Below are 15,755 nucleotides of genomic sequence, written 5' to 3' on the forward strand. Positions count from 1 at the left end.
CCTTTTAATTTTAACTAACTATCTGTCAATTCCTGCAAGAGCAGCAACTGAAGAGGCATTAGACTTGTCTACGAAGCCAGGTCCTGAAGGGATGTTAGCTCCTGGAAGAAGTCCAGCACTGTTATTGTACAGGTGTAATACGATAACTGGCACATAACCCTGTAATCTTTGTTGTTGATCAATTGTGAAAGATACTCTTCCAGATCCGATTAAGTCCATAACTGCAGGACTTAAGTCAAAGCAAGAATGGTGTACTGTCATACCAAGATCAGCTAAAGCTTTATCAACAGCTTCACATACGTGAGGTCCTACTGAAAGGATTGCATTGACATCTTTGTTGGCTTGTAAAGCAGCAGTAGCTCTAGTTTGAATAGTTGCAGGATCAGATGTAGTATCAATCATTTTCATAGAAACTGCTGAACCATAACCTTCACATCTGTCTACAAGAGCTGTGTTGTATGCTTCTTGAATCATACAAAGTGCTTTTGAAGCACCTTCAGCTTTTGCTCTTTCACCAGCTTTTTGTCCAGCAAGTAATTCAGGCTGACCAACGTGCATAAGAGCACCTAGGCTAGCAGAAGACTCTAAACCAGAGTTCATTGTAATTACTGGAACACCAGCAGCAACAGCAGCTTTAATAGCTGGGCCTAATGCATCTGGGTCTGGTAAAGAAATTACCATACCATCAGGTTGAGTAGCTGCAGCAGCTTGAATTGAGCTTGCCATATCAGCCATATCAGCAGAAGGGTTGTAGATGTATTCGAAGTCAGCACCGATTGCTCTAGCTGCATCTTCACCACCTTTTTGAACTACTGGCCAAAAAGGATCTTTTCCTTCACCATGAGTAATCATGACGTATCTTTCAGCGAAAGCAGTAGTTGCAAATAATGCAAGAGCTGCAATCGAAAGTATAAGTTTTTTCATTATTTCTCCATTTTAAATTAATTTAAAAAATGAAATATAACTGCTTTGAGGAAAGATCATAACAAAAAATATAAATACAACTTTTGATTGATTTTTTTTATCAAAATTTTTTACCCTCTATTCTTGTCTTTTGTAGAATTAGAATTTTTCTAAATTAAATTATTAGTAGAAATTTCTAGTATGTGGAACTTCTTCCCAATCTTGCAGCACCACGAACACCACTAGCATCACCATATTTTGGTTTTAAAAAAACACCTTCGTATTCTCTGCCAATAACAAATTTCCTCACTAGTGCATCTATTTCAAGTAAAAAATCAATTTCGTTTGAAACTCCTCCACCAAAAATAAAAGCATCAGGATCTAAAATATTTATTATACTTGAAAGTGACATTGCTAAATTTACTTTAAAATCATCTATAAATCTTTCTGCATCTAAATCATGTTTTCTATTTAATTCGAAAATTTCATTTGCTTTTAAATTTTTTCCATAAAGTTTATTAAATCTTTTCGCTAAACTTAAACCAGATAAAAAACTTTCAATCTCAGCTTCTCTTGGATTGCTCGAATCAAAATTTTCTTTTTTAGCAGCAAAATAAGGAATTTGATTATGACCCCATTCTCCTGCAACACCATTAGGGCCACTTACTATTTTTTTATCAATAACTAAACCACCTCCAACTCCAGAACCTAAAATTATACCATAAACAATTTTGTAATGTTTTCCCGATCCATCTATAGCCTCTGACAAAGCAAAACAGTTTGCATCATTTTCACAAAACACTTCTTTCCCAAGTGCTTTACGTAAATCATTTTGAAAAGGTTTTTTTTCTAACCAAGTTATATTTGGAGCATTTTTAACCAATCCTGTTTGGGGAGAATGAACTCCTGGATGACAAACACCAATTTGAAGTTCTTGCTTAAATTCTTGTTCTAATTGTCTATGGATATCTCTTATAGAAGTAATAATTTGAGTGTAATTTTTTGGACATGGTATTCTAGATCTGTGTTTTTCTTGTCCATCTTTTTCAAGTACAACACTCTCTATCTTTGTTGCACCTACATCAATACCAATTTGCATGACTAATATGTTGCTCTACCACCACTTAAATCAAATACTGCAGCAGTTGAAAACGAATTTTCTTCACTGGCTAACCAAGTAACTAAAGAAGCTAATTCTTCTACTTTGGCAAATTTATTTCTTGGTATTTTTGAAAGCATATAATTTATATGTTTTTCAGTCATTTGATCAAAAATTCTAGTTTTTGCAGCTGCTGGTGTAACACAATTAACTGCAATGTTTTTTTGAGCTAATTCTTTACCTAGTGACTTTGTTAAACCAATAACTCCTGCTTTAGATGTGCTATATGCGCTTGCATTAGGATTCCCCTCTTTTCCAGCAATAGATGCAATATTAACAATACGACCATAGTTATTTTTTTCCATAAAAGGAACAACAGCTTTGCAACAATAAAATACAGAATTTAAGTTTAGGTTAATAACTTTATTCCATTCATCCAAAGGATATTCAGCCACAGTGGTATTCATTCCTGCAATACCTGCGTTGTTAATAAAAATATCTATTTTTCCAAGCTTGCTCTCTGTTTCTTGTAAGCTTTTATTAATATTTTCAAAGTTACTTACATCAACAATCTGATAGCATAAATTTTCTGAATTAACTTTATCTACAGCATTTTTGATAGCTTCTTCGTCAATATCCCAGATTACTACTTTTGCACCAGCTTCGATAAATCTCTCAGTTACTGCTAAACCAAAACCTTGAGCTCCACCTGTTACAATTGCAACTCTGTTATTTAAATCATATTTAATCATATTATTTCTTTTTCTTTTTTGATCTTAATAATGGAAAAGCTAGAGCAATTAAAGATAAAACAAAGAATGTTAATGCAATAGGTCTTGTTAAAAACATCAACCAATTTCCATCAAATATTACTAATGATTGTCTAAGAGTACCCTCAACCAATTCTCCTAATATTAATCCTATAATAACTGGAACAACTGAAAAACCATATCTTCTCATAAAAAATCCAAGCACTCCAAAGAATATCATTATCCAAACATCTATAATTGATTGACTTAACGAATAAGTTCCACAAACAGACACTGCAAAAATCATTGGCCATAAAATTTTATTAGGTACCAGTGTTATTCTTGCAAAAATCTTAGCGCCAAAAAAACCAAATATAAAAAAGAGTACATTAGCAATTAACATTGCACCAAAAATTCCATATAAAAATTCTGGTTGCTCTCTAAATAAATCAGGACCCGGTCTTACCCCATGAATTATTAAGCCCGTTAATATTACGGCAGTAGTTGCGCTCCCAGGAATACCTAAGGCAAGTGTTGGCACCATAGCTCCACCTGTTGCAGCATTATTAGCAGCTTCTGCCCCTGCAATTCCTTCAATTGAACCTTTGCCAAATTCTTCAGGTTTTTTTGAAAATCTTTTAGCTTCAGAATAACCAATTAAAGACGCAACTGTGCCACCTTCTGCAGGAAGCACCCCTATAAAAGATCCAATACCTGATGATCTTAAAATAGTTTTCCATGTTTGTTTATAATCATTAAGTGAGGGTAATTTTACTGCTTTTAACGCTACTCTTTTAAAAACTTGATCTAGTAAAGTTGATTGAGTTAACATTTCACTAATTGCAAATAAACCAACAACAACTGGTATAAAACCAATACCCTCAGATAATTCATTAATTCCATAGGTAAATCTATCTATTGAAGTCATAAAATCTTTTCCAATAGTTGAAATCAGTATTCCAAAAGCTCCAGCAATTAAGTTTTTGATTGGACTTCCATCGCCAATAGAAGCGAGCATAGTTAAACCAAAAATAGCTAGAGCAAAGTATTCTGGTTGCCCAAACTCATAAGCAAGTTTTGCCAACAAAGGTGCAAAAAAAACTAATATGATCACACTAAAAATTCCACCTACTGTGCTTGATACTGTTGCCATTCCAAGAGCTCTACCTGCCTCACCTTTTTGGGCCAATGGATAACCATCTAAACATGTTGCTGCTGCTGCAGGCGTTCCTGGTGTGTTAATTAAGATAGCTGTAATTGCTCCACCATAAGTACCTGCACAATAAATAGAAGTTAACAATACAATTGCTGAAAGAGGATCAAGTGTCATAGTAAAAGGTAAAATTAATGCACCACCTGTTGTTGGTCCTAGTCCTGGCAAAACTCCTAAGATTAAACCAAATAAAGTTCCAAAAAATAAAACTATCATTAGTTTCGAACTAAATAGAGGTGCCAACATTAATAATAAATTATCCATCTAATTGTAATAAATGTTAGTTATTATTCCTGGTGGAAATCTTAAACCTAAAATTGTTTCAAAAAAAATAAATACTATTACTGGAAAAATTATACCTACTAATAATAAATAAAATAATCTTTTTTCACCCCAATTATAAGATACAAAAATTGATAAAATAGAAATTGCTAGAAAAAAATCTAAAGTTTTTGAAATTACTACAAAAAAAATAAAACTGAGTAATGTTAAAAAAAATGTTCTAGGTAATTTTTTTTCAATTTTCCAAGGTTTTTTTTTTGATAAATAATAAATAATTAATGTTAAACTTATTATTAAAACCAACAATGCCTTTGGGAAAGTTGCTGGTTGAATACCTCTATTTAAAATTGGAGGAACAATATCAAATGTAAAAGTTGTAATTAGTAAAATGGTAGAAATAAATATTATTATAAATGAAACTTTAAATTCATCTTTAAAAAAAAAGGGCAAACTTTTGTTTGCCCTTTTTTGTTTTCGTACATTGCTCATAAGTTAAATGTACTATCTTTAAAATTACTTAATGTAACCTAAAGCTTTAAGCTGTGCAGTCATTTCAGTAAGCATTTCTTCCATTTGCTTACCCCATTCATCAGCACCAACTACACTAGTGTCATCAAGACCAATTTCAGTTAAGAAATTTTTGTAATAGTTGTGTCCCATAGCTTTCATCATTCCAGCTTCTAACTCTTTAACTCTTTCAGCTGGAGCTCCTTTTTTAGTTACGAAACCTCTAACAGTAGATAAAGAAACAGGTATTCCTAATTCTTTAGCTGTTGGAGAGTCTCCAATTTTAGCCATTCTATTATTTGCTAAAACAACAGAAACACATAGTGTTCCATCATTTATTTCTGTTAATGCTTCACCTAAGTTCAAAACACCTACATCAATATCTCCTTTGATTAGGTTAGTTTTGATTGGAGCTACACCTTTATAAGCAACAATAGTTGGATCTTTTAATCCACCTTTTTTAGTAAATGCAATTGCGCTTACATCATCAATTCCACCAACATGAGTTGTTCCATATTTAAGTGATTTTGATTTTTGAACACTAATAAATTTTTTAGCATCTTTTATGTCAGCTTTACAATTTACAACAAACAATTGAGGATCATCAGTTCCTCTTGCAAGTGGCTGCATGTCACTAATTTTAACTTTAGTTTTACCTAATGCCATTGATACAGCATGACCAGTAGTCCAAGTTAAAGTGTGTTGACCGTCAGCAGGTAGGCTCATCATGTAGTCCATAGATACAGCTCCACCACCACCTTTTTTGTTAACTAATTGCATGTCCTGTTTAAGAACTCTTCGAGCTCTTAAAAGCATCATTCTAGTAGTTACATCAGTACCACCACCAAAACCAGCGTGAGTAATTGCTTGTATAGCACCATCTGCTCTTGCAGAAGTAGTAAGCATTGGTAATGCTATAACAAAAAATTCAGTCACTAGAAATGCAGCAGCTAAGAAAAGTTTAAAACTTTTTTTCATTATTTCCCTTTTTAGTTAATTTATAATTAATAAATATAAACATAATCTGATACAAATCGTAAGAAAAAAATGCTTCAAAAAAAAATTAATATTGCACTTCTTCTAGGGGATCCTTCTGGTATCGGTCCAGAACTTATATCTAAATTATTGAATAAGGAGATTACTAATAATGCTAACATAGTTGTTATTGGTGAAAAAAATGTTTTAGAAGGTGGTAATAAAATTTCTGGTAATTCACAAAATCTAAAATATGTTGATGGCTTTGATCAAATAAATTTTGAAGAAGGAAATAAATTTTTTCTAGATATTTCTAATGGAAAAAATAATAGTTATAAATTATCAGAATGTTCTAAAGAATCTGGGGAAAGTGTTTTGTCAGCTTTAAATTTAGCCTTAGAACTTGCTAAAGAAAATAAAATTCATGCAATTAATTTTGGTCCATTCAATAAAACAAGTTTAAAACTAGGTGGTAACAAATATTCTGATGAATTACATTTAATGGCTGAAAAACTAGAAGTAAAAAATTTTTTCTGTGAATTTAATGTTATTGATAATTTTTGGACAGCTCGTGTTACATCTCATATTCCAATTAAAGAAGTTCCAGATCATGTTATAAAAGAAAAAATTATGAAACCGATTAAGCTTATTAATGAGGCAATGAAATTAAATGGCATAAAAGTTCCTAGAGTTGCAGTTCAAGCACTTAATCCTCATGCTGAATTTGGAACTGAAGAGAAAGATGAAATTATTCCAGCTATAGAAGAGGCAAAAAAACTAGGTATTAATGCTGATGGACCTTTGCCTTGTGATACTTCTTTTATTACTGCTTATAAAAATAAAAATCATGATTGTATTGTTGGTATGTATCATGACGCTCTTCAATCTGGCTTAAAAGCATTTGGGTTTGATAGAGGTGTTACCGTTCAAGGTGGATTGCCTGTTCCAATTACTACACCTGCTCATGGCACAGCTTTTGATATTGCAGGAAAAAATGAGGCTAATCTAGAACCTACTTTGAATTCATTTAAAATTGCATTAACAATGGCAGAAAATAAAAATAAACAATGACAAAAATTAAAGAAATAAGAACTAAAGTTTACCAATGGAATGGTAAAACTGTGCCTCCACAAAATAACTTTTGTACAAATGCCTCAGATCTTTTATTTGAAAAGTCTGATGCAATGGGTTCATTCAGATTTCATGAATGGTTGATTTGTGAAATTGAAACTGATGACGGGATCGTTGGAATTGGAAACGCAGCCTTAGCACCTCAAGTTGCAAAAAAAACTATTGATACATATTTAAAGCCTTTAGTTATTGGTGAGGATCCTTTTGATTACGCATACATTTGGGAAAAAATGTACAGAAGAACTCATGCTTGGGGCCGAAGAGGTATTGGCATGGTTGCAATTTCCGCAATTGATATCGCTCTCTGGGATATAATGGGCAAAATTACAAAAAAACCTGTGTTTAAATTGTTAGGTGGAAGAACAAAAGAAAAAATTCCTGTTTACGCATCAAAACTATATAGCCAACCAATTAAAGATCTTCAAAAAGAAGCTGAGAATTACTTAAAGCAAGGTTTTAAAATGTTTAAAATGAGATTTGGTTGGGGTCCTAAAGATGGACCTGAAGGAATGAAAAAAAATATTGAACTTGCGGAAGCTGTAAGAGAAGTAATCGGTGAAGATACAGATTTGATGATGGAATGTTATATGGGTTGGAATTTAGATTATGCAAAAAGAATGATGCCAAAACTTATGAAATTTAATCCTAGATGGTTAGAAGAACCAGTTATAGCAGATGACATTCATGGATATGCTGAACTAAATAATATGAATATGATTCCAATTTCTGGTGGTGAGCATGAGTTTAATATGTTCGGTTTTAAACAATTATTAGATTTAAAAGCAGTTAGTTATATCCAGTATGACAATAATAGAGTTGGTGGTTTTACTGCGGCTCAAAAAATTAATGCTATTGCAGAAGCTCATCAAGTTCCTGTTATTCCTCATGCAGGTCAAATGCATAATTATCATTTAACAATGTCTAATTTTAATTGTCCTATTTCAGAATTCTTTCCTGTTCATGATGTTGAAATTGGAAATGAACTTTTTTATTATATCTTTGAAGGAGACCCTGCTCCAGAAAATGGATTTATTGATTTAGATGATAATAAACCAGGTCTAGGTTTAACAATTACTGATAAATATAAATCTGATTTTAATATAATTGAATAAATAACTAATAGTTATCTACTTCTTTTAAAGTTGGCATAGACCTAGCTGCACCCAGCCTTGTTGTTGAAATACCTGCAACTTTATTAGCAAATATTAATGCATCCTTATGTTTAAACTTATTTGCAAGCGCTACAGCAAATGCTCCATTAAAAGCATCTCCTGCTCCTGTCGTATCTACAACTTCATTTTTCAATTTTAATGCATCAATAAAATATTCTTCATTTTTATTTGCAAAATAAATACCTTTTTCACCAAGTGTAATAATAATATTTTTAACACCCCTGTTTAAAAATTCTTTTGCAGCATTTTTAATATCCTCATTTGTCTCAATTTTTTTATTATAATAAAATTCTGCCTCAGTTTCATTTGGAGTAAAAAAATCTAATAATTCAAAATCATTTTCATTTATTTTTCTAGCAGGTGCTGGATTTAAAATTGTAAGGCAATCATTATCCTTGGCTTTTTTTAATGCATACATGGTTGTTGAATATGGAGTTTCCATTTGAGTTAAAAATATCTCTGATTTTTTTATTAATTCTAAATTTTTATCAATATCTCCATTTTGGAGATGAGCCGCAGCGCCAGCGAAAACATTAATTGCATTATTTCCATTCTCATCAATCATTATTCCTGCTACGCCTGTTGAAAGATTGGAGTCTCGAGATACGCTTTCTATATTTACTCCTGCCTCTTTATATAAAGAAAGAGCCATATCTGCATAATTATCTTTACCAACTTTAGTTATAAAATTAACTTTGCCATCTAATTTTGCAGCAGCAATTGCTTGATTTGAACCTTTCCCACCTGGTCCAACTAAATGATTATTCCCTAAGACTGTTTCACCTCGTTCTGGTATTTTGTTTGCAAAAAAACAAAGATCAGCAACAAATATCCCAAAGATACAAATTGAGCTCATTTAACCATAAATTTTGACATAAATTATTATTCAAAATTACTTTATTATTTTTCTTATTTCCTTCAAAGAAAAAGGTTGAGGCTTTTTACAAGTAGTTTTGATTATTTGAGGAATTCCAGAAGTACAAGCCTTCATGGTTGATTGAATTATATCTAATACATGTAGAGATAATTCTCCATTACATTTATTAATTTTCTTATTTTCTATTGAATAAGCCATCTCAGCTAATCCAGCTCCACGATAGTTTGCATTAGTCGGGGACTCATTTGCTCTTGAGCTTTGTGACCTAATATTAATTTTACCCAGTGGCATTTTGTTTGTTTTATATTCTTTCCAAGGATCACCTAAATTTTTACATACATAAACTGAACCACCAAACATATTTGGGTCTGGAACTATCATTGATCCTTTATCACCATATAATTCTATGTGATTTCTTTGGTGAGCTATAACATCAAAAGATAAAGTTAGTCTGATAATTGTTCCATTTTCAAATGTAATGGTTGATAAATATGTTGTCGGACATTCTACTTTAAATGTTTTGTTTTTTCTTGGACCTATTCCAATAGTTCTTCTTTTAACTCCTTTAACAACACTTCCTGCAACTTTTTTTGCTGGTCCTAACAAATTAACTAATGCAGTTAAATAGTAAGGCCCCATATCAATTACTGGTCCACCTTCTTTTTTTGCAAACCAAGGTTCAGGATTAGGGTGATAAGATTGAACTCCAGGAAAAGCAAAAATTCCATTTCCTAATTTAATTTTGCCAATAACTTTTTTATCGACTAGTTCTTTTGATTTTTGGATACCACCGCCTAAGAAAGTGTCTGGAGCATTTCCAATATAAAGCTTTTTCTTTTTTGCAATTCTTAGAAGATCTTTTCCATCCTTAAAATTAATTGCCAGTGGTTTTTCGGAATAAACATGTTTACCATTAACCAATGCCTGCTTTGCAACCTTATAGTGAGCTTTTGGAATAGTTAGATTAAGAACAATTTCAATTTCTTTATCTTTTAAAATTTCATTTACAGTTAATGCTTGAATTTTATAGGTTTTTGCACATCTAACAGCATTACCATGGTTAATATCTGCACATTTAATAATTTTAATATTGTTAAAATATTTTTCAGCTCTGAAATAAGTCTCTGAGATATGACCGCAGCCAATAAGGCCGACTTTAAATATTTTATTCATAAAGAGTTACACGCCTTGTCTTTGTTTGCTCTTTCCCTCTTTATAAAGTTTTAAAGCTTCTTTATTTTCTTCAGTTGTTGGGATTTCTAATGTGGGGCTATCCCAAAACGCAGAACCTTCTAGCCACTGATAAGCATGTGTCTTAATTGAAATTACATATGTAACATCAGATTTTTTTGCTCTTTTAAATGCTTCTTCAAGTTCAGATATAGAATTTACATGTTCTGATTTAGCTCCCATGCTTTCAGCATGTTTTGCAAAGTCAACACCTACAAGACCAGGTGTTTTTGAGCTTTTAAGTAGATTGTTATATTCTTTACCACCCTTAAATAATTGAAGTCTATTAATGACTGCAAAACCTCCATTATCACAAACAACTATTATAAGTTTATTGTTAGTAATAACTGAAGAATAGATATCAGTATTATTCATTAAGTATGATCCGTCTCCTATAAATGAAATAACCTCTTTGTTTGGATTTGCCATTTTAATTCCTAGAGCACCTGAAATTTCATAGCTCATACAACTAAAACCCCATTCTGTTTCATGAGTATTTAATTCTCTAGGTCTCCAAACTTGAACGACTTCACCAACTAGTCCGCCAGCAGCTGTTACTGCTATATCTGATGGATCAGAATTTTTGTATACAGCGCCTATAACCTGAACATAACTTGGTATCTCTTGATTTGATGGAGCGCTTGCTTTATCAACTTCTTCATTCCATGCTTTAAGTTCAGCTTGAGATTTTTTGTTCCACTCTTCTCCTGCCTTCCACTCGCCTAAAGCTAAAGATAATTCATCTAATGATACTTTTGCATCACCTATTACAGCTTGTGCTAAATGTTTGTTTGCATCAAATCTTGATACATTAATTGATACAAGTTTAAAATTTTCATTCTCAAAATTTGCCCAAGAACCTGTAGTAAAATCTGCAAGTTTAGTTCCAACTGCAATTGCAAGATCTGTTTGTTTGGCCAGAGAATTTGTATTTTTTCCACCCAAACCCCCTATTTGTCCAGCATAATGTGAATGATCTCTTTTCATTGTGGAATAACCCATTACAGTTTGAGTAACTGGAATATTATGTTTGATTGCAAACTTGCTTAATTCGTCCATTGCATCAGAATAAAAAACTCCACCACCAGAAATAATTATTGGATTTTTTGAAGATTTTATTTTTTCAGCTGCTTCTTTTATTTGAAACTCATCAGGTCTAGGTCTTCTAATTGTATGTACTTTTTCTTTAAAGAATTCTTCTGGATAATCAAAAGTTTGCCCTTGAATATCTTGGCATAAAGCAATGCAGGCTGGTCCACAATCAGCAGGATCTAGCATAGTTTGAATCGCTGCTGGAAATGATTGAATTATTTGTTCTGGTCTAGTTATTCTATCAAAATATCTTGTGACAGGTTTAAAAGCATCATTTGCAGTTATGCTAGGATTATTAAAGTGCTCAACTTGTTGCAATACAGGATCTGGCATTCTATTTGCATATGTGTCTCCTGGTAAAAATAAAATTGGAAGTCTATTGCTCATAGCAACACCAGCTGCAGTTACCATATTTGTTGCTCCAGGACCAACTGATGAAGTTGCTACAAAAATTTGCTGTCTTCTTTTTGCTCTTGCATAACCAATACCAGTTAAAGCCATATTTTGTTCATGATGACCTCTATAAGTGGGAAGTTCGTTTTGATTTTCTTCAAGTGCCTGACCTAAACATGCTACATTTCCATGCCCAAATATTCCAAATACACCCGGAAACAAAGGTTCTTTTTTCCCATTAATTAATATTTTTTGAGATATTAAATATTTAACTACTGCGTGAGCACAGGTGAGTGTAATTTTTTTCATAAATTAAGTTTATCTTTAAATGTGTATAATGTTTATATATAAATATATTTATAAAATAAAAAACCACTTTAAGTAAACTTAAAAATAAATTCTATGTATAGCAAATTTGGACAATTCATTGACGGTAAATGGCAACAAGCAGAAAAAAATGAAACATATGATGTAATTAACCCAGCTACTGAAGAAGTAATTGGTAAAGCATCAAAAGCATCTTCAGCTGATGTGCAAAAAGCATTAAAATCTGCTGAAAAAGGTTTGGAGATTTGGAAAAATACTGCACCTTGGCAAAGAGCTTATACTCTTAGAAAAATTGCAGATTTAATGAGAGAAAGAAAAGATGTTCTTGCTAAGTGGTTAACACTTGAAGTGGGAAAGCCTCTTGCTGAAGGTGTTGGAGAAGTTGGTGGTGGAGCTGATATTTTTGAATGGAACGCAGAAGAAACAAAGAGAATTTATGGTCAAACACAACAAAGTAGATTTCCAGATACAAGAGTTCATGTTTATTATCAGCCAGTTGGTGTAGTAGCAGCATTAGTGCCCTGGAATTTTCCAATAGTTTTAGCTTCTAGAAAGATTTCTACTGCTTTAGCTGCAGGTTGTTCTGTTATTTGTAAGCCAGATACAATTACTCCTGGCGCAGTAATGGAATTAGTTAGCATATGTAAAGAAGCAGGAGTGCCAGATGGAGTGATAAACCTTCTATCAGGTGATCCGGCTGAAATATCAAATGAATTAATGGAATCTGATATTATTAAAAAAGTATCTATTACTGGTTCAACAAGAGTTGGAAAAATAATTTTAAAGAAAGCAGCTGATAAAGTTCAAAGAGTTACAATGGAACTTAGTGGACACTCTCCCTTTATTGTCTGTGAAGATGTAGATATGAACAAAGTTGCAGATATAGCTATAACAGGTAAATTTAGAAATAATGGACAAGTATGTATTTCACCTAATAGATTTTACATCCAAGAAAATAGAAAAGATGAGTTCGTAAGTGCCTTTATGGATAGAGCAAAAAAATTAAAAATAGGTAATGGTATGGATGAAGGTGTTGAGTTAGGCCCTTTAAGTACTGCTAAGAGATTAGAAGAAATAGAAAAATTAGTAGAGACAACAAAAAGTGAAGGTGCAAAAGTATTAATGGGTGGAAAAAGACCTTCTGGTTTCAACAAAGGATATTATTACGAACCAACTGTATTTGATGATGTAAAAGATAATTTTACGATCATGAAAGAAGAACCTTTTGGTCCACTTGTGCCTATTCTAACATTTAAAACTTTTGATGAGGTTATTGAAAGAGCAAACGATAACGACCTTGGTTTATGTAGTTATTTATATACTAATTCAATGGATCAAGCTCATATAGGATCTGAAAAATTAGAGTCCGGATGTGTTGCAGTTAATACTGGAGTAGTTGCTATTGCTGAAGCACCATTTGGTGGGATTAAACAAACAGGTTATGGACGTGAAGGTGGTTCGGGTGCAATTAAAGATTACCTGAATGTTAAATATACTCACATGGGTTTGAAGATATAATAATGAGAAAAAACAAAATAAAAGAAATGATGAAAGCTGGGAAACCAGTAATTAATGGTTGGCTGCAAATCCCAAGCACTGTATCAGCTGAAGTTATGGCCCATCAGGGTTGGGACTCTCTAACAATTGATATGCAACATGGCTTAGTTGATTACACTAATGCTCTTCCAATGTTGCAAACTATATCAACAACTGATGTTACTCCACTTGCAAGAGTAAACTGGAATGAACCTGGTCAAATAATGAAAATACTTGATGCAGGTTGCTATGGAATTATTTGTCCAATGGTTAGTAACAAAGAAGAGGCTGAAAGATTTGTTCAAGCATGTATGTACCCTCCTCATGGCTATAGAAGTTTTGGTCCTGTTAGAGGTTTAATTTATGGTGGTTCTGATTATGCAAAACATGCAAATGATGAAATGCTTAAATTAGCAATGATAGAGACAAAAGAATCTTTAGGTAAGCTTGATGAAATTATGTCAACACCCGGTGTTGATGGTATTTATATTGGTCCAGCAGACTTAAGTTTAGCTATTGGTGAAGAACCAGGTTTTGATAGACCAGAAAGCACAAAAGCTTATTCGGAAATTTTAAGAATTTTAGAACATGCTAAAAAAAATAATATATTTGCAGGTATTCATAATGGAACACCTGAGTATGCACAAAAAATGATTGATAAGGGTTTTAATTTTGTAACAATTGGTGCTGATCAAAGAGCATTAAGTGCTGGATCTAAGGCTGTAGTTGATAAAATGAAAGGTTTTTCTAAAAAAGAAGAATCTAAAGCTTATTAATTAAAATATTAATTATATTCCTTTATAAAGAATATCTCTTCTATCAATAAACCCTTCAAAAGTTTTTATTGTAATTACAGATGGTAAAATAAAGATAGATCTTTTGTCTTTTTCATTTCTTATAATTCTAAAAAATCCTTTTTTAATAGCAGTATCGATATAAACATTTGAGGTTAAGTAAGATTTTTCAATAACTTTTAATAATTCATTTTTAGTAATTGATTTATTTTTATAATAAGCAAGCATTACCATGTGCAACATTATCCAATGTTGAGGTGTTAAAGAGAACCAATTAAGTAATTCATTTTCTAATCTTCCCTCAAAGTCACCTAGTGACACTTCGGCTAATTTAATTCTTTTTTGAGTAATTTTTGGAATTTTTTTTTGTTCCTCAAAATGCTTAGGATACTTAAATTGTCTCTTCATTAGTCAAATGTTATCTTAAAGAAAGTTAAATTAATATTATTTTTTATTGCTTAATTCTTTATATATATTGTTAACTCTGTACACTTCTTCTGCGGTATTAAAATACCCTTCGTACTCTATTTCATCTGGTGTTACATCAAAGTGATAGTGGCCAGCAATATTTTTTTTTGTATAAGAGTGAAAATGAGTGTGTTCTCCAGACTCTCTTAAGTTAAGTGTCCCTCCTGTTGGATCACCCGTCCAAAATACGCTGTAACCTTGTAGCTCTGGTCCAACAGGTTCATAAAATTGTAAAAAATCTTTTACACACTTCATTTGTTCGGGGTCATAGTATTCATGTTTAATATCGGCATAATCAGGCTGAACATGTGATTTAATTTTTCCTTTTAATATTCTAAAAACGCCTGCTAATGCAAGATGATCGTTGCCCTCAATTTTTAAGTTGTCAGACAAAGCTTTTCTCATTGCTTGAGGTAAAGAACCTTGTTCACCAGATCTTCCTTTTATTTTAATTTTGATAACTTTTCCTCTTACCCCATCAGTATAAAAAACGTTGCCTAAGCCACCATGTTTTCTAGCTGTATATTTTTCAGCAATACATTCTTTGTTAGCACCAACTCGAGCAATAATTGATTTTGACTCAGAGGTAATTAAATTTTCATTAATTACTAATTCACCACAATGACCTTCTAAACAAGACATGGCACCTGAGCCAGCACCTAAAGCATAACTTTTTTCTGATCCAATCATTTTAGAAATTTCCTCATAATCAAATTCAGTACCAATAAATTTGGGATCATGCATGTAAGGTTCGCCACCAACATCTATAATTTTTTGATTACCACTTATGCCTTCAGATGGACAGCCCCAATCCCTCAAATTTGGACAATTAGCTATAGATACCTCGGCAACTTTATAATTATCAGATAATCCTTTTTGTAAAGCTTCAGAGATTTTATCTAATGAATATTCTTTAAATTTTGATTTTTCTATTTTTAATTGCATTATTAATTAAGCTATAATTTATTTTGCAATATGTCTATAGATAATATATATAATATCTATAC

Annotated in this window: 15 protein-coding genes; 4 read left to right on the plus strand and 11 right to left on the minus strand. The window is 32.1% G+C overall.

Going from position 1 to position 15,755, the window contains the following annotated elements:
• Nucleotides 1-18: 18 nt before the first annotated feature.
• The 6 genes from ACIJYC_RS04655 to ACIJYC_RS04680 all read right to left on the minus strand — a co-directional run bounded on the left by ACIJYC_RS04655 (nucleotide 19) and on the right by ACIJYC_RS04680 (nucleotide 5,731).
• Nucleotides 19-924 (minus strand): sugar ABC transporter substrate-binding protein, encoded by a 906-nt coding sequence (locus ACIJYC_RS04655; RefSeq protein WP_435164937.1) that lies wholly within the window; start codon nucleotides 922-924, stop codon nucleotides 19-21.
• A 175-nt stretch (nucleotides 925-1,099) separates the two neighbouring features.
• The gene (locus ACIJYC_RS04660; protein WP_435164940.1) at nucleotides 1,100-2,002 is read right to left on the minus strand and encodes an ROK family protein; all 903 of its coding nucleotides are present in this window, start codon (nucleotides 2,000-2,002) and stop codon (nucleotides 1,100-1,102) included.
• A gap of 2 nt (nucleotides 2,003-2,004) precedes the next feature.
• Nucleotides 2,005-2,754, minus strand: a complete 750-nt coding sequence (locus ACIJYC_RS04665) for an SDR family NAD(P)-dependent oxidoreductase (protein ID WP_435164943.1) — start codon at nucleotides 2,752-2,754, stop codon at nucleotides 2,005-2,007.
• Nucleotide 2,755: 1 nt separating this feature from the next.
• Complete coding sequence (locus tag ACIJYC_RS04670; protein ID WP_435164946.1) at nucleotides 2,756-4,228, minus strand: tripartite tricarboxylate transporter permease; 1,473 nt, start codon at nucleotides 4,226-4,228, stop codon at nucleotides 2,756-2,758.
• Nucleotides 4,229-4,735 (minus strand): tripartite tricarboxylate transporter TctB family protein, encoded by a 507-nt coding sequence (locus ACIJYC_RS04675; protein WP_435164949.1) that lies wholly within the window; start codon nucleotides 4,733-4,735, stop codon nucleotides 4,229-4,231. It lies immediately after the preceding gene.
• A 24-nt stretch (nucleotides 4,736-4,759) separates the two neighbouring features.
• Nucleotides 4,760-5,731 (minus strand): Bug family tripartite tricarboxylate transporter substrate binding protein, encoded by a 972-nt coding sequence (locus tag ACIJYC_RS04680; RefSeq protein ID WP_435164952.1) that lies wholly within the window; start codon nucleotides 5,729-5,731, stop codon nucleotides 4,760-4,762.
• Between the two features lie 69 nt (nucleotides 5,732-5,800).
• Here ACIJYC_RS04680 and ACIJYC_RS04685 point away from each other — a divergent pair, with 69 nt between their 5' ends.
• Entirely contained in the window at nucleotides 5,801-6,799 is a 999-nt protein-coding gene (locus tag ACIJYC_RS04685; protein ID WP_435164955.1) for a 4-hydroxythreonine-4-phosphate dehydrogenase PdxA, read from the plus strand.
• On the plus strand, nucleotides 6,796-7,971 hold the full coding sequence (locus ACIJYC_RS04690; RefSeq protein ID WP_435164958.1) for an L-rhamnonate dehydratase: 1,176 nt from the start codon (nucleotides 6,796-6,798) through the stop codon (nucleotides 7,969-7,971). The genes ACIJYC_RS04685 and ACIJYC_RS04690 overlap by 4 nt, the downstream gene beginning before the upstream one ends.
• 4 nt (nucleotides 7,972-7,975) lie before the next feature.
• Here ACIJYC_RS04690 and rbsK read toward each other — a convergent pair whose 3' ends face one another.
• Genes rbsK through iolD form a run of 3 tightly spaced genes read right to left on the minus strand, consistent with a single transcriptional unit; the run spans nucleotide 7,976 to nucleotide 11,932 of the window.
• A complete protein-coding gene (rbsK, locus tag ACIJYC_RS04695; RefSeq protein WP_435164961.1) occupies nucleotides 7,976-8,887 on the minus strand; it encodes a ribokinase in 912 nt (303 codons plus the stop codon).
• A 36-nt stretch (nucleotides 8,888-8,923) separates the two neighbouring features.
• Entirely contained in the window at nucleotides 8,924-10,081 is a 1,158-nt protein-coding gene (locus ACIJYC_RS04700) for a Gfo/Idh/MocA family protein (protein WP_435164964.1), read from the minus strand.
• Between the two features lie 6 nt (nucleotides 10,082-10,087).
• A complete protein-coding gene (gene iolD, locus ACIJYC_RS04705; RefSeq protein WP_435164967.1) occupies nucleotides 10,088-11,932 on the minus strand; it encodes a 3D-(3,5/4)-trihydroxycyclohexane-1,2-dione acylhydrolase (decyclizing) in 1,845 nt (614 codons plus the stop codon).
• A gap of 93 nt (nucleotides 11,933-12,025) precedes the next feature.
• Between iolD and ACIJYC_RS04710 the strand changes: the two genes are divergently transcribed.
• Nucleotides 12,026-13,468 (plus strand): NAD-dependent succinate-semialdehyde dehydrogenase, encoded by a 1,443-nt coding sequence (locus ACIJYC_RS04710; protein WP_435164970.1) that lies wholly within the window; start codon nucleotides 12,026-12,028, stop codon nucleotides 13,466-13,468.
• 2 nt (nucleotides 13,469-13,470) lie between these two features.
• A complete protein-coding gene (locus tag ACIJYC_RS04715; RefSeq protein ID WP_435087527.1) occupies nucleotides 13,471-14,262 on the plus strand; it encodes an HpcH/HpaI aldolase family protein in 792 nt (263 codons plus the stop codon).
• 12 nt (nucleotides 14,263-14,274) lie between these two features.
• Here the strand turns inward: ACIJYC_RS04715 and ACIJYC_RS04720 are convergent, their stop codons facing one another.
• Both ACIJYC_RS04720 and ACIJYC_RS04725 read right to left on the minus strand, forming a co-directional pair.
• Nucleotides 14,275-14,688, minus strand: coding sequence for a MarR family transcriptional regulator (locus ACIJYC_RS04720; RefSeq protein ID WP_023648238.1), 414 nt, complete (start codon nucleotides 14,686-14,688; stop codon nucleotides 14,275-14,277).
• A 36-nt stretch (nucleotides 14,689-14,724) separates the two neighbouring features.
• A complete protein-coding gene (locus tag ACIJYC_RS04725) occupies nucleotides 14,725-15,693 on the minus strand; it encodes a DUF1907 domain-containing protein (RefSeq protein ID WP_435164973.1) in 969 nt (322 codons plus the stop codon).
• Nucleotides 15,694-15,755 lie beyond the last annotated feature (62 nt).

This window comes from Candidatus Pelagibacter bacterium nBUS_28, from assembly GCF_051200915.1.
Classification (GTDB): Bacteria; Pseudomonadota; Alphaproteobacteria; order Pelagibacterales; family Pelagibacteraceae; genus Pelagibacter.